The organism is Flavobacterium daejeonense DSM 17708 (assembly GCF_000425425.1).
GTDB classification, from domain to species: domain Bacteria; phylum Bacteroidota; class Bacteroidia; order Flavobacteriales; family Flavobacteriaceae; genus Flavobacterium; species Flavobacterium daejeonense.
In genome coordinates, this window is record NZ_AUDK01000005.1 from 191274 (window position 1) to 210918 (window position 19645).

General features: G+C 35.8%; 19 protein-coding genes. 7 read left to right on the plus strand and 12 right to left on the minus strand.

Translation table 11 applies throughout. The features are described 5' to 3' along the window. Window positions 1-289: 289 nt before the first annotated feature. Window positions 290-1048 carry a peroxide stress protein YaaA gene (yaaA, locus tag H599_RS0106550; RefSeq protein ID WP_026713396.1) on the plus strand — a complete coding sequence of 253 codons (759 nt, stop codon included), beginning with the start codon at window positions 290-292 and terminating at the stop codon, window positions 1046-1048. Window positions 1049-1187: 139 nt separating this feature from the next. Here the strand turns inward: yaaA and H599_RS0106555 are convergent, their stop codons facing one another. From H599_RS0106555 to H599_RS0106570, 4 genes are read right to left on the minus strand one after another with little or no spacing between them, the layout of a single operon-like run. Beyond that, window positions 1188-2765 carry an MDR family MFS transporter gene (locus tag H599_RS0106555; RefSeq protein WP_026713397.1) on the minus strand — a complete coding sequence of 526 codons (1578 nt, stop codon included), beginning with the start codon at window positions 2763-2765 and terminating at the stop codon, window positions 1188-1190. Between the two features lie 2 nt (window positions 2766-2767). Then, window positions 2768-3847, minus strand: a complete 1080-nt coding sequence (locus H599_RS0106560; protein ID WP_026713398.1) for an HlyD family secretion protein — start codon at window positions 3845-3847, stop codon at window positions 2768-2770. Between the two features lie 13 nt (window positions 3848-3860). Continuing rightward, window positions 3861-5192 carry a TolC family protein gene (locus tag H599_RS0106565; RefSeq protein WP_026713399.1) on the minus strand — a complete coding sequence of 444 codons (1332 nt, stop codon included), beginning with the start codon at window positions 5190-5192 and terminating at the stop codon, window positions 3861-3863. Continuing rightward, window positions 5182-5808, minus strand: coding sequence for a TetR/AcrR family transcriptional regulator (locus tag H599_RS0106570; RefSeq protein WP_035141258.1), 627 nt, complete (start codon window positions 5806-5808; stop codon window positions 5182-5184). Before H599_RS0106570 ends, H599_RS0106565 begins: the two co-directional genes overlap by 11 nt. A gap of 389 nt (window positions 5809-6197) precedes the next feature. Here H599_RS0106570 and H599_RS0106575 point away from each other — a divergent pair, with 389 nt between their 5' ends. Next, the gene (locus H599_RS0106575; RefSeq protein ID WP_026713401.1) at window positions 6198-6749 is read left to right on the plus strand and encodes a DUF4494 domain-containing protein; all 552 of its coding nucleotides are present in this window, start codon (window positions 6198-6200) and stop codon (window positions 6747-6749) included. Window positions 6750-6812: 63 nt separating this feature from the next. Here the strand turns inward: H599_RS0106575 and H599_RS0106580 are convergent, their stop codons facing one another. Next, entirely contained in the window at window positions 6813-7541 is a 729-nt protein-coding gene (locus H599_RS0106580; protein WP_035141273.1) for a sulfite exporter TauE/SafE family protein, read from the minus strand. A 133-nt stretch (window positions 7542-7674) separates the two neighbouring features. Between H599_RS0106580 and H599_RS0106585 the strand changes: the two genes are divergently transcribed. Then, window positions 7675-8139 (plus strand): hypothetical protein, encoded by a 465-nt coding sequence (locus tag H599_RS0106585; RefSeq protein WP_026713403.1) that lies wholly within the window; start codon window positions 7675-7677, stop codon window positions 8137-8139. Between the two features lie 442 nt (window positions 8140-8581). On the opposite strand, the gene H599_RS0106590 is transcribed toward H599_RS0106585, so the two are convergent. The 7 genes from H599_RS0106590 to recF all read right to left on the minus strand — a co-directional run bounded on the left by H599_RS0106590 (window position 8582) and on the right by recF (window position 15132). Continuing rightward, window positions 8582-9133, minus strand: a complete 552-nt coding sequence (locus tag H599_RS0106590; protein ID WP_026713404.1) for an RNA polymerase sigma factor — start codon at window positions 9131-9133, stop codon at window positions 8582-8584. Next, window positions 9124-10230, minus strand: a complete 1107-nt coding sequence (locus H599_RS0106595; RefSeq protein ID WP_026713405.1) for a glycosyltransferase — start codon at window positions 10228-10230, stop codon at window positions 9124-9126. The genes H599_RS0106590 and H599_RS0106595 overlap by 10 nt, the downstream gene beginning before the upstream one ends. A gap of 109 nt (window positions 10231-10339) precedes the next feature. Beyond that, entirely contained in the window at window positions 10340-11392 is a 1053-nt protein-coding gene (gene murB / locus H599_RS0106600) for a UDP-N-acetylmuramate dehydrogenase (protein WP_262493884.1), read from the minus strand. 101 nt (window positions 11393-11493) lie between these two features. Next, entirely contained in the window at window positions 11494-12561 is a 1068-nt protein-coding gene (locus tag H599_RS0106605; RefSeq protein WP_026713407.1) for a glycosyltransferase, read from the minus strand. Window positions 12562-12646: 85 nt separating this feature from the next. Beyond that, on the minus strand, window positions 12647-13324 hold the full coding sequence (locus tag H599_RS0106610; RefSeq protein ID WP_026713408.1) for a DUF2461 domain-containing protein: 678 nt from the start codon (window positions 13322-13324) through the stop codon (window positions 12647-12649). An 18-nt stretch (window positions 13325-13342) separates the two neighbouring features. After that, the gene (locus H599_RS0106615; RefSeq protein WP_026713409.1) at window positions 13343-13732 is read right to left on the minus strand and encodes a rhodanese-like domain-containing protein; all 390 of its coding nucleotides are present in this window, start codon (window positions 13730-13732) and stop codon (window positions 13343-13345) included. Between the two features lie 320 nt (window positions 13733-14052). After that, complete coding sequence (gene recF, locus H599_RS0106620; protein WP_026713410.1) at window positions 14053-15132, minus strand: DNA replication/repair protein RecF; 1080 nt, start codon at window positions 15130-15132, stop codon at window positions 14053-14055. A 244-nt stretch (window positions 15133-15376) separates the two neighbouring features. Here recF and H599_RS0106625 point away from each other — a divergent pair, with 244 nt between their 5' ends. From H599_RS0106625 to H599_RS0106645, 4 genes are all read left to right on the plus strand, one after another. Then, window positions 15377-16150, plus strand: a complete 774-nt coding sequence (locus tag H599_RS0106625; protein WP_026713411.1) for a tetratricopeptide repeat protein — start codon at window positions 15377-15379, stop codon at window positions 16148-16150. 97 nt (window positions 16151-16247) lie between these two features. Further along, the gene (ribH, locus tag H599_RS0106630) at window positions 16248-16823 is read left to right on the plus strand and encodes a 6,7-dimethyl-8-ribityllumazine synthase (protein WP_026713412.1); all 576 of its coding nucleotides are present in this window, start codon (window positions 16248-16250) and stop codon (window positions 16821-16823) included. A 175-nt stretch (window positions 16824-16998) separates the two neighbouring features. Further along, window positions 16999-18873, plus strand: coding sequence for a DNA mismatch repair endonuclease MutL (gene mutL, locus H599_RS0106640; protein ID WP_026713413.1), 1875 nt, complete (start codon window positions 16999-17001; stop codon window positions 18871-18873). Next, a complete protein-coding gene (locus H599_RS0106645; RefSeq protein ID WP_026713414.1) occupies window positions 18870-19622 on the plus strand; it encodes a rhomboid family intramembrane serine protease in 753 nt (250 codons plus the stop codon). The genes mutL and H599_RS0106645 overlap by 4 nt, the downstream gene beginning before the upstream one ends. Window positions 19623-19645 lie beyond the last annotated feature (23 nt).

The window sequence follows — 19645 nt, forward strand, 5'->3', positions numbered from 1 at the left end:
ATACTTAGTAAAAACCTGCTGTAAAAATGATAATATTAGGGAGTTTAAATCCGACTAAAATAACGAAACGGGAAATTGACTTTGTTTTTTTTATTAATTTATTAAAGCAGGAAAAATATTTTTTAGACTTTCGAAAAGATGTCAGGAGTTAAAACTTTTGAAATTAGTAAGTTAAAGAAGTATAGAATCTCTTTATCCTGCATTTGATTAAAACTATAACATTCGGTCTTTTAATTTGTTTCCAATGTAGTATTTTTGGAAAGCAAAAGAAAAAACGTCAATAATATTTATGAAAATAGTTATATCTCCGGCCAAATCCTTAAATTTTGAAAAAGAATTGCCTACGACACAATTTACGCAGCCGGCATTTTTAAAAGAATCCCGACAAGTACACAAGGTTTTGAAACAGCAATCACCGAAAGATTTGTCTGATTTGATGTCGATTTCGGATAAACTAGCCGATTTGAACTGGCAACGCAATAAAGCGTGGAAAACGCCTTTTACGCCCGAAAATTCCCGTCCGGCGGTTTATACTTTTGACGGTGATGTTTATACAGGCTTAGATGCTTATACCATTCCCGTAGAAAAATTAGAAGTGCTTCAGGACAAACTTAGAATCTTATCCGGATTGTACGGAATTTTAAAACCTTTGGATTTGATACAGGCGTACCGCTTGGAAATGGGAACCAAATTGCCTATTGCCGATAAAAAAAATCTTTATGATTTTTGGAAAACCACGCTGACCAATGCGCTGAATAAGGAATTGAAAAAAGACGAATTGTTTGTCAATTTGGCCAGTAACGAATATTTTTCGGCAATTGATACTAAGGCGTTAAAAGTATCTGTAATTACACCGGATTTTAAAGATTATAAAGATGGTAAGTTGAAAATGATTAGTTTTTTTGCCAAAAAAGCCAGAGGAATGATGGTACGTTATATTATCGATACGCAGGCAGAAACGATTGATGATTTAAAAGGTTTTAATTACGAAGGCTATCAGTTTGATGCTAATTTATCCAAAGGGAATCATTTGGTTTTTACAAGATAAATTTTAGAAGCAAGAAGCAAGAGAAAAGAAGCAAGATAATAGACCTAAAAAAATCGGAATTTCACTTATTATGTTGAATAGTGAAATTCCGATTTTTTTATATTTCTAAATTCTAAAATCTGCTTTCTGCATTCTGAATTTAATGCATTGCATCGGCAGCGTTGATTTGTGTTTTTCCTTTCTTAATTAATAAGATAAAAGGGATGCAGCATAAAAATAACAATCCCAAATAAAGGAAAATATCCATGTAAGCCAATACGGTACTTTGTTTCATTACTGAAAAATCTAAAACCTGATAGGCTTTATCCAGAGATTCATTTATCGAAAATCCTTTAGCCATAAAGCTTTTTTGCATTTGGGCGATTCGTTGTTGTACATCAAACGAACTGCCGTCTAAATTGGCAACCAAATTCACACGATGCGATTGTGTTAGTCGGGTGATGAAGGTGGTAATAATAGCAATCCCGAAAGAACCTCCCAATTGACGCATCATTCCTGTAAAAGCGGCACCTTCTCCAATACTTTTCCCTTTAAGTGTTGAAAGAGATAAAGTGGTAATAGGAACGAATAATAATCCCAATCCAATTCCTCTTAAAATCAGCGGCCAGTACATGTGTTCGACACCGGTATCCGGAGTCATGTTAAAATACATGGTCAGGGTGAAAATAAAGAAGATTAAGAAACCTACAGCGACCATATAGCCCTGCGGAACTCCTTTTTGAATCATTCTACCCACAAAAGGCATCATAAATGCAGTTGTTATCGATCCCGGAATTAACAGTAATCCGGCATCAGTAGCGGTCCATCCTAAAATAGACTGGGTGTAAATTGGAATAATCAATGTCGAACCGTATAATCCAAATCCCATGATGAAACTCATAATGGTTCCAATTCTAAGATTTCCATCTTTTAATACTTTTAAGTTTACAATAGGATATTTGTACACCAATTGTCTCCAGATGAAAAGTATTAAACCAAATACAGAAACAATACTTAGTGTAACAATCAGATTATCGTTAAACCAATCGTCCTGTTGCCCGTGTTCTAAAACAAATTGAAGCGAACCGATAAATGTGGACAATAAGATAATACCATACCAGTCTACCTGATGAGATTTTAATTTTTCACCGTATTTCGGACTTCTTACAAAGCTAAGCGTTAAAAGCGTAGCAATAATTCCTAACGGAATATTGATGTAAAAAATGTAAGGCCAGGAATAATTATCTACTAAATAGCCTCCTAATGGAGGACCTAATGTAGGTCCTACAATCACACCCATTCCGTAAATTGCCTGTGCCATTCCACGTTTGGCAACCGGATAACTTTCGGTAATAATGGTTTGGGCTGTTACTAATAAAGCTCCGCCACCTAAACCCTGTATAAATCGAAAGACAACCAATTCCCAAATGTTAGAGGCATTTCCGCATAAAAAGGAAGAAACCGTAAAAATAATGATCGATACAGCAAAATAATTACGTCTTCCAAATTGTTGCGAAAGCCAGCTCGTCATGGGGATTACGATAACGTTGGCAATAGCATAGGCGGTAATAACCCAAGCCACATCCGTTAAGGTAGCTCCCAGGCTTCCCCTCATGTCGGTCAAAGCCACATTGACAATAGTGGTATCTACAATTTCCAGCAGCGCACAAAGTACTGCGGTAATGGTAATGATAACCCTCCTAAAGCCATATTCTACTAAATCATCGTCTGCAATCATAATTATTTAATATGTACATCTACGTCCACATTCATTCCCGGACGTAATAGTTTTACTTTTTCAATATCGTTTGATGAATCAATACTGATTTTTACTGGTAAACGCTGAATAGTTTTCACAAAGTTTCCGGTTGCATTATCCGGAGGTAAGATGGAAAAACGGGCTCCTGTTGCCGGTGAAAATGAAGTTATGGTTCCTGTGAATTCATAATCAGGATAGGCATCTACTTTTAAAGCTACTTTTTGTCCGGCAATCATTTTGTTCAATTGGGTTTCTTTGAAATTAGCAATTACCCAAGCTTCATTATTGTTGATAATATAGAACAAAGATTGTCCCGGTTGTACTAATTGCCCCGGTTGGATGTCAATTTTAGAAACCTGTCCGTCAATAGCGGCAGTAATTACCGTATAGCTTAAATTCAATTTTGCCGATTCCAATAAAGCCTGTGCTCTTTTGATATTGGCTGAAGCCACATCCGTTTCTTTGTTAGAAACAACTGATTTTGCCTGAATTACCGATTTTTGGAAAGCCGAAGCTTTTTGTTGCTGCTCTAAAATACGAACCTGATTTTCAGCTTCCTGTTTGGCGGCTAAAGCCTGCTCGTATTGTTGTTTAGTAATTGTGTGATTTTTGTACAAATTACTATAACGGTTAAAATCATTTGTTGCTAATCCTAATTTGATTTTAGCCGTTTGAATGTTTCCTGTTGCCGATTTTACATTGGCATCCGAAACGGAAATACTGGCTAAAATACTACCAATATCAGCTTTTGATACTTCAAAGTTTCCTTCGGCTGCAGCCAAAGCTGCGTTAGCTTCGTCAATTTTTAACTGATAATCTTTTTGATCGATAGTAAATAAAGTATCTCCTTTTTTTACAAAATCATTGTCTTTGATATAGACTTTCTTTACATAACCCGAAACTCTTGGGATAATCGGAGTCATGTATTTTTCTACCTGGGCATCATCAGTTCCTTCGTGAGATAAGGAGTGAATGTATTTGTAAGAGCCATATACCACGCCTAACAGGATTAAAGAACCTATTATTGCGATGAATTTCTTATTTGTTTTTTTCTTTTCCATTTTTAGGTATCTATTATATTTTAGAAAGGTTGAAAGTTTGGTTTAATTGTCCTGTTACAGCTAATAAGTTGTAATATTTTTGAATCACATTCGTTTTGGTAACAGCCTTATTGATTTTGGCACTCAATTGCTCTACATCGGCTTCCAGTAAATCATTGGTGTCAGCCAGTCCGTTATCGTATTTGTCTTTAATGATTCGGTAATTTTCAGTCGCCTGATCCACTGCCTGTGTGTACACTTGGTTTTGTTTTACGGATAAATCATAATCTTCTAAGGCTTTTTGAACCTGAATTTTGATATGATCGGTCAACATGATTTCGGTGTTTTGAATCTCAGCCGCTTTACTTTTGGCGATTTTAACCTCCGTTCCGTTTTTGAAAATATCACTGATATTATACGAAAGTCCGATTCCAAAATTCATCGCATTTTGAACGTTGACCACATTTTTTAAATCCAAAGTAGTATAGCCGCCAATCAGTGCTAAAGAAGGATAATAACTGCTTCTTGCTACTTTGATGTTCGCCAAACTGGCTTTTTCCTGATAACGTAAGGCTTCTAAATCTTTACGGTTTTCTAAAGCCGGATTTTCGTTGGCTGGAATATTGTTCATTTCAAAAGTTGAAAAATCACTTTCGCTGACCACAATTTTTGTATTTGGATCCAGTTTTAACAAGCTTGCCAATTCGTAATTTACCACATTCAAATCGCTGTTCGCTTTATCCAGCGATAATTGAACTTTAGAAAGCTGCAATTGGGTTTTTAGCAAATCGTTTTTAGGAACGATTTCGTTTTTTTCCAATTCAGTGAAATCTTTTACACGCTGTTCGGCGCTTTTGTAATTTTCGTTCAGTAATTCTACCGTTTTTTCCGCCTGATACAAAGCCACATAATAATCGATGACTTTCATTGCGGTTTCTTCTTTAGTTTGTAGCGCATTGGCAGTTTCGGCCTGTAATAAATTATCCGAAACTTTGATGCTGTTGTTTAGTTTAAAACCGGAAAAAACAGGCAAATTAGCTGTGATTTGTCCTAAAACCAATTGATCCACATTAGGTGCTTTTGTGTCCGATTCGCTGTCCGAACTATTGCTTTTCAGGTTAATTTTAGCCTTGGTCAATCGTTGGTATTGTGCCGAAGCTTTCAAATCCGGATAACGGTGGTTTTTTACCGACTGCAATTCGAATTTTTTAGTCGTTACTTTAGCGTTGGCTAAGTTCACTTCGTTACTTTTTTCCCAGGCCAGATGAATGGCTTCATCGAGTGTTAAACTCTTTTTTTTCTGTGCTTCTGCGGAAGTAATTCCCAGAAATAAAACCCCAAAGAGTATTAAATAATTAGCTTTCATATATCAGAAGTGCTTTGATTGTTTGTTGTATGTGCGTTTTAAACGTTGTTTGTATATAATTTTCAAAAGCTTCGTCAGTGTCAAGTTTCAAAAGTTTTTTGAAATAGGCCTTGTTCATCGAAAAGTGGAAGAAGGTTCCCATGATTGTTGGAGAAATCAGCGGAATATTGACATCTTTTCTAAAAATTCCTTTTGCCTGACCTTCATGAATAATCGTTTCGATTGATTTCAAATTCCGGTCTCTCACATCATTTAAAATTTTCATTTTTTCTTCCATTTCTTCAGAAGAAAATTCAAAATGTAAGATGCGGTAAATTCCTTTGTTGCATCGAATGCGGTTGATATAAAGCTCAATCAGTTTGTCAATTTTTTCGATTGGATCTAAATTTTCTACCGATAAATTTTCCATTTGAATTTTTAAATCAGAAGTGCGATAGACAATTAAGGCTTCCAATAATTTTTCTTTCGAACCAAAATAATAGGATACCATAGCAATATTAATATCGGCTTCCTTGGCAATGGTTCTAATCGAAGTTCCCTCGAATCCGTTTTCTGCAAATAGTTTTTCAGCTATTAGCAGAATTTGAATTTGTTTTTCATTAAAATCAGTTTTCACTTGGATTTGTTTTTTAATTCGGATACAAAATTAAACAACCGTTTAATTTAAACAGTTGTTTAATTTTTCTTTAACAAAAAAATAACATTTGTGAAAGCCTTGATTTTAACGGGTTAAAAACTTGTGAAGTCTTGTTTTTACTAGTGTTTATTCCTTTTTTTATTTATTATGTGAAGCAATTGAGAATATTTAAGTTCTAGTCGGTTTGGGATAGGAGTAATGGGTTTATAAAGAAAAAGTCGGATTGTTTAAATTCAGGGTTAATTAATTTGTAGCCATCTTACAGTGAGGGAAATAAGTTTTGGTCTTTAAAATTGTGAATATCTATTTCAATAATTTGCTGTTTTTTTAGTGCTAAAAATTATCTTTGGCATCCTTAAAAAAAACAAATTATGGCAACTTGGTACGAATGCAAAGTAAAATATAGAAAAACGGATGAAACCGGGAATCAGAAAATGGTAGGTGAAATTTATTTGGTGGACGCTATTTCTTTCACGGAAGCCGAAAGCCGAATTAATGAAGAAATGAAGGCTTATGTGAGCGAAGAATTCAAAATTGCCAATATCAAAGTGGCTAATTATGCCGAAATTCACCCGTTTGAAAATGCCGATCGCTGGTTTAAATCTAAGATTTCGTTACTGGCTTATGACGAAGAAAGCGGTAAGGAACGCAAGACCAATATGTATTTTTTGGTTCAGGCGAATGATGTGAAGGAAGCTTATGATAATACTGTGCATACGATGAAAGGAACGATGGGGGATTATAGTATTCCTGCTATTTCTGAATCGGCAGTTTTAGATGTTTTTCCTTATTTCAGCGGTGATGAAGACGAATTAGAACAAGTAGAACGTTTCAATGCGCTGAAAGCTTCTAAGCCAGTTGTTGCCGAAATTGAAGATCACATGGAATTTGTAACCGAGGAGGAAGAAGAAACCGTGTAATATTTTTGCCATTTTATTACAATCGCAAATTAGAAGAAGAACGTTCTAATTTGCGATTTTTTTTTAGTTCCAAATCACTTTCGAAAGTGTCACGATTCCGGTAATGAAAATTAAAATTAAGACAATGGATTTGAATTGTTCTTCGGAAATGCGTTCGAGGATTTTTTTTCCAATATAAGTTCCAATAATACTAACTACCAGCAAAATAGGAATCAGGTACAAATCATGTTTGTGGACATAGCCGTTGTAGGTGTAAACAAAACTTCGGCTGGAATCAATGGCCAAATCGATAATGGCTGAGGTGGCAATAAAAACCTCCATTTTCAGGTTGTAGGCCGCCAATGTCATGCCGCGAATAGCCCCTCCGGTTCCTAACAATCCGGCAATTAATCCGGATAAAGTCCCGCCCAATGAGGAATTAGAAACCGTAGGTTTAATGCTGAAATTTTTAAAAAACAAAAAAAACAAACTCGTCACAATAAGAAAACCAGCCAGAGCCATTTCCAGAATTTTACTGTCGATATATTTACTGATAAAAGCGCCAACAATCACAAAAACAACTGCGGGAACACCTATAGTGAGTAGCAGTTTTTTGTCGAAACCTTTTCTGAAGAAAGCAATTTTAGTGATGTTGCTCGATACATGAAATAAGGCGGTAATTCCTAAAACCGAATGAAAATCCAAAAAATAGCTGGCAATAGGCACGAAAAACAACGAAGAACCAAAACCTCCCACTGTTCCTAAAATCTCAGCCAGCAGCGCCAATAAAATAAATAAGTATAAGTTTTCCAAAGTAATTAGTTTAGATAGGAATTTTCGCTTGTTTACGTAAAAATACATTAAAAATAATTAGAGCGGGTAGGGAAAACCGCTTTTAAGTTGTCTTACTGATAAAAGTAGTCTTTAACAACTAAATGATACGATTATGAAAACGATAAAAATTTTGCTTGCCTTATTCTTTTTTGGGACTGTTACTCATTTGCAGGCGCAGCAAACCACTGTAAAAGCGGAAGCGAATGTAAATGCTTATGCAGAGAAAATGTCTTATTATGAAAAAAGAGGAGCGGAAGACGCCCAATTTGAGTTGGCTTTCGTGGCTAAAACCAAAGCGGAAGAAAAAGCTTTTTGGGAAGAGCAAAAAAACTACGAAAAACAATTGAAAGCAAAGAACCGAAAAGCCTATCGCGCCTACATTGCCAGTAAAAAAGAGGTTTATGCCGAACATTATAACCACTGTGACGCTCATTGTCACCATGATGCCGGTTTTTATACCTATGCCGGTTACTATTACTATGGTTACGACAATCCGCGTTACCAAAGAAGCTACACGCCTTCATCGGTAAATACCCGAATAAGCGTGGGTACCCCAAGCCTGCGTTTAGGTCTTTAAATCAGTTAAAGACTAAAAAAATCCGTCCTGTTCTGAAAAAACAAGACGGATTTTGTTGTATTAAGAAACATTTTAATTTGGATTTTTTTAATCAGATGCGTTACAAACGCTTTGTTTTTGATTTAAAAAGAAAGTAGGTACTCGTGACAGAGGGGCATTACCGTAATCTTGTCATTCCGTAGGAATCTCATCAAGTAATTCCACAAAGTATTTTGCTTACGTTATTTGCTTATTGTTGCGGGCACGGAAAACATTTCCGCGCTATCGTTTGTGTGGATGTATCTGGGTGGTCGGTTTTTGTTTGATTTGTTGCGCATTGTTTCTTTTTGTAAATACAAATATAAAAACTTTTCTTACTTGTAAAAGTAAATGCAATACAAAATACAACTATATTAAAAAAACTCTTAATGCAACTTAATTCCTTAATGGAGAAATAAAAAGATTATCTTCTGTTATTGATAATCTCAGCCAGTAGTTTCTTGGCTCTTAGGAGTTTTACTTTGACGTTGTTGAGGGGTTCTTCAATTTTATCGGCTATTTCCTGATAGCTCATTTCCTGAAAATAACGCAGTTGGATCACTTCCTGATAATGCGGTTTCAGTTCTTTGATGTATTGCAGTAATTGCGAGAGGTTTTGTTCCGTAATCAGTTCGTCTTCTTTAGACGGAGTGGTGTCGGCAATGTTGTAGGCTTTTTGGTCTTCCTGTTCGGTAATTTCCACAAAAAGGCTTGATTTTCTTTTGCGAAGCATATCGATATACACATTCTTCGCAATCGAAATCAACCAGGTGTTGAACTGAAATTCGGGATTGTAAGTAGCGATTTTGTCAAAAGCCTTCGAAAAAGTTTCAATGGTAATGTCTTCGGCATTGGTTTCGTTTTCGGTGCGTTTGAGCATGAAACTATAGACTTCGTTCCAATACTGATTCAGCAGAAAAGTAAAGGCGGTTTGGTCTCCCCGTTTGGCTTTTTCGATTTGAGTACTTATTTCCAATTGACTGGTTTTGAAAAAATATTAGTTAAAAACACATTGAATTGGGTGAAAACCAATGCGAATTCAATGAAGGGAAACCAAAATTTGATATCCTTTTCTTTGAGTTTTCCCGCCGAAAATCCTACGGCAATCCAGGTGCATAAATAACGTAAACCGATTAAAGCAGTTACCACAATCCATTGGAATTGGAAAGCCAGTAAAACTATTGCCAGAATAAAAAACAACAACTGGGAACTGTAAAAGAAAGCCAACTGAAACTGGTCTATTGCTTTGTAATGCTTGGCAGTCTCTACGTGGCGTCTTTTTTGGGTAAACCATTCTTTATAGGTTTTCTTTGGTGCCGAATAGGTAAAACTTTCCGGACTGTAAGCCACAGTAGTATTTCCCCCGTTAGCCGCCTCGTTAATAAATAAATCATCATCACCGGAGCGTACCTGAATGTGGTTGATAAAGCCGTTTACTCTGAAAAATTCTTCTTTTTTATAAGCCATATTGCGACCTACACCCATATACGGATGTCCTAATTTTGCCCAGGAAAAATACTGAACCGCAGTAAGCACCGTTTCGTAACGAATGATTTTGTTCAGGAACGAATTGGCTATTTTTTCATAGCCTCCGTAGCCTAAAATAACCGTTTTATGTAAGGTAAATTGCGAACTCATAGCCGTAATCCAGTCTTTTGATGTTGGGTAACAATCCGCATCGGTAAATAGCAAATATTCTTTTTTAGCCGCTTTGATTCCTAAGGTCAATGCGTATTTTTTATTGCCCCAGAAAGCTTCATTGTTTTGAACCTTAACGAGACGAATGTTAGAATATTGTTTCTCGAAAGCTTCAAATAATTCTAAAGTGTTATCACTCGAAGCGTCGTCGATTAAAACAATCTCAAAATCAGGGTAGTTTTGTTCGGCTAAAAGCGGCACATATTTGGCCACATTTTCTTCTTCATTTTTGGCACAAACAATAACGGAAATCGGAATTCTTTTGGGTGCTATTTTTTGTGCTTTGGCGAAAGCAAATTTCCCAAAAACACCTAAATAATACGCAATTTGAATAGCAACAACAGCAATAAAAAAGTAAAGAATCAGTATAAGCATCGGTGTTTAACAGGTTAATTAAATCGTGTGCAAAGGTATGAATAGAATTAGGATTTGGAAATGATAGAATGTGAATTTTACAAGAAAAATTTGAGCCTTGATTTTCGGGCTAAATAATGTTGACTTCGGCTTCTATTTTGATTCCAAAAATCTCAAAAACAGTTTGTTGTACTTTTTTAGAAACATCCAGAATTTCCTGTCCGGTTGCATGACCATAATTCACTAAAACCAGAGCCTGATTTTTATGAATTCCGGCATCGCCAAAGCGTTTTCCTTTTAAACCGGCCTGTTCAATCAACCAGCCAGCCGGAACTTTGACTTCAGTGTCAGATACTTCAAAGAATTTTATCTCCGGAAATTTAGCGTGAATCTTTTCAAATTCCGTTTTAGAAATAATAGGATTTTTAAAAAAACTACCACTGTTTCCCAGTTCTTTCGGATCGGGTAATTTACTCTGACGGATGGCAATCACGGCATTGCTCACGTCTTTCAATCCTGGGGTCGAAATGTTGTTTTTAGCCAATTCTCCCAGAATATCTCCGTAAGAAGTATTGATTTTATGGTTGCGTTTCGTCAGTTTGAAAACCACAGAAGTAATGATGTATTCACCTTTTATTTCGTTTTTAAAAATACTTTCGCGGTAACCAAATTTACATTCGGCGTTACTAAAAGTTTGCATTTCCTGAGAGGCAATATTCATGGCTTCGCAGGAAATAAAAGTATCTTTGATTTCGGTTCCGTAAGCACCAATATTTTGAACCGGAGTAGTTCCTACATTTCCCGGAATTAAGGACATGTTTTCCAATCCGCCGAAATTTTGGTCAATGGCCCAAAGCACTAATTCATGCCAGTTTTCTCCCGCCTGAGCTTCAATCCACACAAAATCCTCGTCTTCCTGAATGATTTCTTTTCCTTTTAAATCAATATGAATCACTAAAGCATCTACGTCCTGAGTGAGTAGCATATTGCTGCCGCCACCTAAAATGAATTTTTTCTCGCTTGCATTTTGCTCTAAAACGCTTTTTAATTCAGCTATAGAATGAACCGCAACGAAGGCTTTGGCTTTGGCTTCGATACCAAAAGTATTATAGTTTTTTAAAGAAAAATTTTGTAGGATTTCCATAAAAGAAAGTGCTTTTTTATTCGTGAATTGAAGGTTCAAAAGTATGAATTATAATTTTTTGTTTTATCGCAAAGTGGCAAAGTTTACTCAAAGTTTGCTAAGCTTTGTGTTCTTAGCGTAAATCTTAGTGAACTTTGTGTTTAAAATGTTTTTTTAGCATCTATCAACTCATGGTATTTATCGGCAATAATTTTCATGTTGGTTTGGTAATTTGCATTTTCTTCCACAAATTTTCTGTTTTGAATCACAGCTTTTTTTCGAAAATTATCATTCTTAAAAACCCAAAGAATTTCCTCGGCAAGCATTTTGAAATCGTCCACGCTAATTAATTGTCCGTTTTCGCGATGTTTTATCCAACTTTGATTTCCTTCGAGATTGCTTATAATAGGATAACAACTGCAGGCCATCGCCTCAAATAAAGAAGTCGAAACGCCTTCAGTTACAGGCATGCTGATGTAAAAAAGAGCTTGTTGCAGTCGTTTTGGAAGTTCGCTATTGGAAATTCTTCCTGTAAAAAGCACTTTGTCCTGAATTTGTAATTCCTGTGCCAAATTTTTAAGATTTTCAAGCAATGTGCCGTCTCCAATGATAGTTAAATGGAAATCAATTTCTTTTTGATGCAAAATGCCAAAAGCTTTTAAAATAATCTTGTGTCGGTATTCCGGTAATAGCGAACGGCTAACTATGGCGGTGATTTTTTCGGGATTTGCCAAATTGTTATTTTCGAATTTTTCTAAATCAATGCCTTTGGGTAAAAGGAGAATTTTGGATTGATCCACCTTGACACTTTTCATGTGTTTCGCCATAATGGGTCCCCAGGCATGAATGAGTGTTGCTTTTTGGAAAGCATAATTTTGTAAAATTCGTTTCAGCGGAAGCGAAATAGCATTTTCCGGCCACAAATCGGTTTTCCCCTGTTGGGCGATTGCCGAAGGTTGTAAGCCGGACAAGGTCGCCAGAAATCCATAGCTGGTAGTTCTTTCGGCGATAATCATGTCGGGTTTTTCCTTGCGAATGATTTTTTGAATTGTAAAAGGCGCAAAAATGAATTCAAGTGTTCTCCCAATTCGATTCCAAAAAGTATTGTTGGGCGTTTGTAATTCCCAGTTGATGATTTCAAAATTGCCAAATTCCTTTAAACCGTTCATCCAGGTTTGGGCATCGGCGCGATAGGATTCTCCCAGAAAAAGTATTTTTTTTTGTTTCATCAATTATTTATTTGCCACAGATTAAAAAGATTTTCACAGATTTTTTTAAATCCTTTTAATCTCTTTAATCTGTGGCTAATTTTTTTTAAAATTCCTCCGTTTCTAATGCGCGGTTCATGAATTCATTTAATGGCTTTAAAAGAATCAGTTTCTGGCTCATTTTCGAAACAAAATCTTTTTTAGTTACTTCAGAAATGTCAAATTTATGCATGGTCTCGAAGCTTTTTAGCTTTAAAAATGCGATGGCAGGATGCTCTTTTTCGTAACCTCTGGGCGGATTTTTGAGCAGGTATTTTTCATTGCGACAAAAATCACCAAATTCTTTTTTGAAATTAGGTTCTGCTAAAATGGCTTCCAAATCTTCGTAGAAAAAAGCAATTTCTTTGCGTATTTTTTTTAAATCATCGGCTTCTGGAGCATAAAAACCACCGGCAATAAAAGAGCCGTTAGGATCGATGTGGACATAATAACCGGCTTTGTTCAGTCCTTTGGAACCGGAAGAAATCCAAATGCCCATGTGGGTTTTATAAGGTGATTTGTCTTTGGAAAAGCGAATGTCACGATTGATTCTGAAGGTGCAGTCTTTGATTTCAAGCATTTCTAATGCCGAATCCCAAGGCTTCATCGCATTCAGGAAATCAGCAACCAGCTGGTGATAGTCTTTTTTATAAGCTTCGTATCTTTTTTTATTGTCCTGAAACCATTCGCGGTTGTTGTTGGCTCTTAAATCGTTTAAAAACTGTAAGGATTCTGTGCTAAACATAAATGATTGTTTTGTTTTTTATTGCTTTTTATTGGATTCAGCAGTCCATTTTTGATAGCCGCCCTCCAGATTGTAGATTTTTTTAAAACCCATTTCGGCTAGTTTTTCAGATGCTTTTAAACTTCGTTTTCCGCTACGGCAATACACATAAACGGCTTTGTTTTTGTTTAGTTTTTCGGCATCCTGTACAAAATGATCTCCCTGCCAGTCTATGTTTGTGGCATTATTGAGATGTCCCTGACTGAATTCTTCCGGAGTACGCACATCCAGAATTTGTGGCTTTTGAGTGGTTTTTATTTCTTTTGCGAAAGCAGGAACTTCAACTGTTTTAATGTTTTTGGAAGTTTGTGCGTTGCAGGAAATGAGCATTGATATAAGGCAAAATGTAAGTATGGATTTAAGTTTCATAATATTTGTTTTAAATTAGAACGATGGTACTAAGTTAAGTTTTTTATTTGTTTTCTTTACCGCACTTTGCGTTGAAAAAGTTAACCACAAATTACACAGATTTACACAAATTTTATTTTTCATTTATGAAATAACTTAAATGAACTTTTGCTTTGTTTATAGAACTTTAAAAGAAAATTTATGTGACTTATATGTTTGAAATATTTAGACAATGCCTAACTTAATGTAGGCAGAATACGGATTGATATTTTATGTCTTACTGAACTTTGCAGAAAACTTGGTGTCCTGATAGCTATCGGGATTGCGTTTAAAAACTAAAATTACAAATTAAAAATCTTATACGATTGATGTGTCGATTTTACGATGGCTTCGGTGCGCTCCGGATGGGTATCAGAAATAAAAAGTTGTCCAAAAGTATCTGAATTCACCATTTCTACAATTTTAGCAACGCGGGTTTCGTCCAGTTTGTCAAAAATATCATCAAATAATAAAATAGGTTTGACACCGCTTTGTTTCTTCAGGAATTCAAATTGGGCTAATTTTAATGCAATTAAAAATGATTTTTGCTGACCTTGCGAACCGAATTTTTTAATAGGATGATTGTCGATTTCAAAAGATAAATCGTCTTTGTGAATTCCGGTGCTGGTGTAGTGCAATGCCCGGTCTTTGTTGATGTTTTCCTGTAAAAGGTTTAGCAGATTGTTTTCAAATAAATGACTTTCGTAAACCAATTGTACGGATTCTTGGGAGTCCGTTATGGTATGATGGTGTTTACTGAAAATAGGGATGAATTCGGCTATAAATGCTTTTCTTTTTTCAAAAATGTATTGTCCAAATTCGTTTAGTTGCTCGTTGTAGATAGACAAAGTATCGTTATCAAAAACATGGTTGAGCGCAAAATATTTCAACAAAGCATTGCGCTGACTCATTACTTTTTGGTACTGAATAAGTTGTTGTAAATAATAAGAGTCCAGTTGCGAAATGATGCTGTCAATGAATTTTCGGCGGGTTTCGCTGCCTTCGATAATCAAATCCCTGTCGGCGGGCGATATAATCACCAGCGGAATAAAACCAATGTGATCCGAAAATTTATCGTAGGCTTTGCCGTTGCGTTTCAGGACTTTTTTTTGTCCTTTTTTCAGGCTGCAAACCAATTGTTCGGTTCGGTCGTTTTTGATAAATTCGGCATCAATTACAAAAAAATCTTCACCGTGGCGGATGTTTTGAACCGCAAGCGGATTGAAGTAGCTTTTTCCATAAGATAAATGGTAAATAGCATCGAGAACATTGGTTTTTCCAATGCCGTTTTTGCCTACAAAACAAATTATCTTACCATCAAATTCGAAGCTGGCTTCTGTGAAATTTTTATAATTGAATAACGAAATTTTTTTTAAATACATTGTTGTTTTTGCTGGTATTGAGGAATTTGCTGTTGTTGTAAAGGCTTTTAAACGAGGCTGCAAATTATTAAAAATATCTAAATAACGGGTGTTTTAAGCGCTTTCAAAGTTAATTTTTTAAAGGCTGAAAGGGAAGCCGATTTGCAGAAATAAAAATATTTTGGATTTAGTCATAAAATATGTGATTTTTTGCGTGAGTTTGAATAAAAATTTTATTTTTGCGGTTCACTAAATTAATTTTTAAATGGCTACATATAATAAAAGAGGATATAAAGCACCAAAAGAGAAAGAAGTTAAAGAGCAAGTAGAGGAAGTTGTAATTGATGAAAAAAACAGTACAACGGCTGATGTTTTTTCTAAATTAGACGAAACTGCTTCAAAAACGGAAGACTGGGTTGCTAAAAACCAAAAAGTTATTATTGGAGTTGTAGGAGCAATTGCTTTGTTTACTGTGGGATATTTGGGATACCAAAAATTTATCGCAGAGCCTAAAGAAGATGAAGCTGCCAGCGAAATGTTTGTAGCACAACAAAATTTCCAACAGGCAGTAGAAGGAGTAGCAAGTGATTCTTTGTATAAATTGTCATTAAACGGTTCGGAAGGTAAATTTGGTTTTATCAAAATTGCCGATGAATATTCAGGAACTGCAGCGGGTAATTTAGCGAATTATTATGCGGGTATTGCTTATTTGAACACTGGAAAATATACTGAGGCGATTGCTTATTTAAGTAAATTCAAATCGGATGATGTTGTTTTGAGCGCTTTGGCTAAAGGAGCTATCGGGGATGCTTATTCTGAAAATAAACAACCAAAAGAAGCTTTAGAAAGTTATGTAAAAGCGGCTGAGTCTAATAAAAATGATTATACTACGCCACGTTTCTTGTTAAAAGCAGGAAAAACAGCTTTGGAATTAGGAAATAAAGAAGAAGCTTTAAAATATTTTACTGATATTAAAGAAAACTATGAAAACGCTCCTGAAGCTGCTGCTGTGGAAGCTTTGATTGGTTTATCTCAATAATAAAAGTTTAAGAATGATGAATTGGTGATTGCAAGTGCTTCAATGCTTGTAATCACCAATTTTTATTTATAAATTCAAGGTTTAAAATAAAATTGATATGGCAACGATTAATAAAAATTTATCGGAATATGATAAAAATGCACTTCCAAATGCTAAAGAATTTCGTTTTGGAATTGTAGTTTCGGAGTGGAATGATACGATTACAGAAGGTTTATACAGCGGAGCGGAAGCCGCTTTGTTGGACAATGAAGTTCCGGCTGAAAATATTATCCGTTGGAATGTGCCGGGAAGTTTTGAGTTGATTTACGGTTCTAAAAAAATGTTGCAAACACAAAAAGTAGATGCGGTAATTGCCATTGGTTGTGTGATTCAGGGTGAAACCAAGCATTTTGATTTTGTTTGCGAAGGTGTGACTCAGGGAATTAAAGATTTAAATGTACAAACGGATGTTCCGGTTATTTTTTGTGTATTGACTGATAATACGATGCAGCAATCTATTGAAAGAAGCGGTGGGATTCACGGAAACAAAGGAACTGAGGCGGCTATTGCGGCTATCAAAATGGCGTATATTCGTCAGCAGGCTACTTTAGCGCATGATTTTTCCAATCAAAATTTATTAACTTCCGGAGCAGCTCAGCTTGGAGAAGGTTCGCCTTTGGAATTAAAGGAGTAAAAACTAAATAATTCAGAATGAAACCTATACTGTTTGTTGAAAATAGTATGGGTTTTTTTGTTTTATTTATGATTGCGAAAGAGGGAAAACCCCATAGAATTTTATTAAATTTGCTGGGCTTAGTTGTCCCCTGATTACTAATCCCGATAACTATCGGAACTGAAAAACTGAAAAAATGTCGAGTATCATTCAATTACTTCCTGATCATGTTGCTAATCAAATCGCCGCCGGAGAAGTGGTTCAAAGGCCGGCTTCGGTAGTTAAAGAATTACTTGAAAATGCGGTAGATGCGAATGCAACGGATATCAAGCTGATTATAAAAGATGCCGGAAAATCCCTGGTTCAGGTAATTGATAATGGAAAAGGGATGAGTGTTACCGACGCCCGATTGTGTTTTGAGCGTCATGCGACTTCCAAAATCCGTCATGCTGAAGATTTATTTAGTTTGCATACCAAAGGATTTCGTGGTGAAGCTTTGGCTTCTATCGCTGCGATTGCTCATGTGGAAATGAAAACGAAGCAGGAGCAGGACGAATTAGGAACGCAAATTGTTATCGAAGGAAGTAAATTTGTTTCTCAGGAATCGGCAGTTTTGCCACAGGGAACTTCTTTTGCGATTAAAAATTTGTTTTTTAATATCCCCGCCCGACGCAATTTCCTGAAATCGGATACAGTGGAATACCGTCATGTTATTGACGAATTTCAACGTGTGGCATTGGCACATTCTAATATCCATTTTACATTTTATCATAATGGAAGCGAAATGTATAATTTGCCCGTTTCGACTTTAAGACAACGTGTGGTAAATGTTTTTTCAGGGAAAACCAATGAAAAGTTGGTTCCGGTTCAGGAAGAAACCGAAATTGTAACGATTCAGGGATTTGTCAGCAAACCTGAATTTGCTAAAAAGAGCAGGGGAGAACAGTTTTTTTTCGTTAATGATCGTTTTATTAAAAGTGGTTATTTGCATCATGCTGTGATGGCGGCGTATGACGGAATCCTGAAAGATGGCGCACAACCGAGTTATTTTCTGTATTTGACGGTTCCGGCCAATTCGATTGATATCAATATTCATCCTACGAAAACCGAAATTAAATTTGACGACGAAAGCGCTTTGTATGCGATTTTAAGAGCTTCCATCAAGCACAGTTTAGGACAGTTTAATATTGCTCCGGTTTTGGATTTTGAACGAGATGCTAATTTGGATACGCCTTATCATTACAAAGATTTGGAAGGAATAACGCCTACCATTCAGGTGGATCGTTCTTTTAATCCTTTTTCGGATGATAAAGAAACCAAGTCTTACAGTTCATCCGGTTCAGGTTCTGCTTCTTCATACAAAAAACCGGCTGCTACAGCTAATTGGGAAAGTTTGTATGTAGGTTTGAAACAGGAACCAGATTTGGCAATAGAAAGTGCCGAAATTTCTTTTGAAAGCGAAGAGGTTACAGCTTCTTTGTTCAATGATGGAGAAGTAGAGCAAAGTGTACAGAATGTTTATCAAATTCATAAAAAATACATTGTTTCTCCCATAAAATCAGGAATGGTTATTGTGGATCAGCAACGCGCGCATCAAAGGGTTTTATACGAACAGTTTTTGACCAATATGACGGTGCATCAGGCATCGAGTCAGCAGTTGTTGTTTCCGTTAGAATTGTATTTTTCGGCTGGTGAAATGGAATTAATCGACGAATTAAAACTTTCGCTGATTAATACCGGATTTGTTTTTGAAGAAACCAATGGTAATCATGTGGTTATTTCCGGAATTCCGGTAAATGTAACCGAAAGTGAAGTTTCAATCGTATTGGAACAATTATTAAGTGATTTACAGGAAGGAATTCCTGAGAATAGTTTTAGTCAAAATGATTCTATTGCCAAGTCGATGGCAAAGAGTCTGGCGGTAAAAACAGGAACCAGTTTAACGATAAAAGAACAGGAGAATTTAGTAAACGGACTTTTTGCCTGTAAAGATCCAAATGTGTCTCCGTTTCAAAAACCAACTTTCATCACCATGCGTGTGGAAGATATAGATAAAAAATTTGCAATATGATGAATATAACGCCTATAGTCAAACAATTACTAATCATTAACGTTCTGTTTTTTATTGGAACCTTATTTGTGGGAGATCCGGCTTACCAAATTCTGGCCATGTTTTTTCCTGAAAATAATGATTTTCATTTTTGGCAGCTTTTAACGCATATGTTTATGCACGGCGGATTTGCCCATATTGCTTTCAATATGTTTGCTTTGTATTCGTTTGGTTCTACCTTAGAACATTTTTGGGGAAGTCAAAAGTTGTTGTTTTTTTACCTTTCCTGTGGTTTAGGAGCCGTTTTGGTTCAAACCGGAGTTAATTATTATTATTTTAATGAAGCGGTTAACGTTTTAGGAGCTCATGGTTTTGAGAAAGCTGAGATTGTAAAAATATTGAACGAAGGCAAAATCAATACACAATGGGAATCGATATTAACAGCGACGCAATACCAACAGTTTTTAAGTTCTTTCCTGGGAACGATGGTGGGAGCTTCGGGAGCGATTTATGGGTTGTTAGTGGCTTTTGCGTTTATGTTTCCTAATGCCGAGTTGGGAATTATGTTTATTCCGGTTCCGGTTAAAGCTAAATATTTTGTTCCGGTTTACATGCTGCTTTTTGATGGATTCTTCGGTATTTTTGGTAATTCATTGATGGGGATAGATTCAGGAATTGCTCATTTTGCACACATTGGTGGTGCGATATCTGGTTTTTTGATTATGTGGTATTGGAAGAAAAATCAGTTTAATAACAACCGTTGGAACTAAAATTAAAGTAATAATTCAGATAA

Coding starts and splice junctions, on each gene's coding strand:
- H599_RS0106565 (WP_026713399.1), bottom strand. CDS start 5,192: ATGAAAGCTAATTATTTAATACTCTTTGGGGTTTTATTTCTGGGAATT.
- mutL (WP_026713413.1), top strand. CDS start 16,999: ATGTCGAGTATCATTCAATTACTTCCTGATCATGTTGCTAATCAAATC.
- H599_RS0106645 (WP_026713414.1), top strand. CDS start 18,870: ATGATGAATATAACGCCTATAGTCAAACAATTACTAATCATTAACGTT.
- ribH (WP_026713412.1), top strand. CDS start 16,248: ATGGCAACGATTAATAAAAATTTATCGGAATATGATAAAAATGCACTT.
- H599_RS0106585 (WP_026713403.1), top strand. CDS start 7,675: ATGAAAACGATAAAAATTTTGCTTGCCTTATTCTTTTTTGGGACTGTT.
- H599_RS0106625 (WP_026713411.1), top strand. CDS start 15,377: ATGGCTACATATAATAAAAGAGGATATAAAGCACCAAAAGAGAAAGAA.
- recF (WP_026713410.1), bottom strand. CDS start 15,132: ATGTATTTAAAAAAAATTTCGTTATTCAATTATAAAAATTTCACAGAA.
- yaaA (WP_026713396.1), top strand. CDS start 290: ATGAAAATAGTTATATCTCCGGCCAAATCCTTAAATTTTGAAAAAGAA.
- H599_RS0106615 (WP_026713409.1), bottom strand. CDS start 13,732: ATGAAACTTAAATCCATACTTACATTTTGCCTTATATCAATGCTCATT.
- H599_RS0106555 (WP_026713397.1), bottom strand. CDS start 2,765: ATGATTGCAGACGATGATTTAGTAGAATATGGCTTTAGGAGGGTTATC.
- H599_RS0106560 (WP_026713398.1), bottom strand. CDS start 3,847: ATGGAAAAGAAAAAAACAAATAAGAAATTCATCGCAATAATAGGTTCT.
- H599_RS0106595 (WP_026713405.1), bottom strand. CDS start 10,230: ATGCTTATACTGATTCTTTACTTTTTTATTGCTGTTGTTGCTATTCAA.
- H599_RS0106610 (WP_026713408.1), bottom strand. CDS start 13,324: ATGTTTAGCACAGAATCCTTACAGTTTTTAAACGATTTAAGAGCCAAC.
- H599_RS0106605 (WP_026713407.1), bottom strand. CDS start 12,561: ATGAAACAAAAAAAAATACTTTTTCTGGGAGAATCCTATCGCGCCGAT.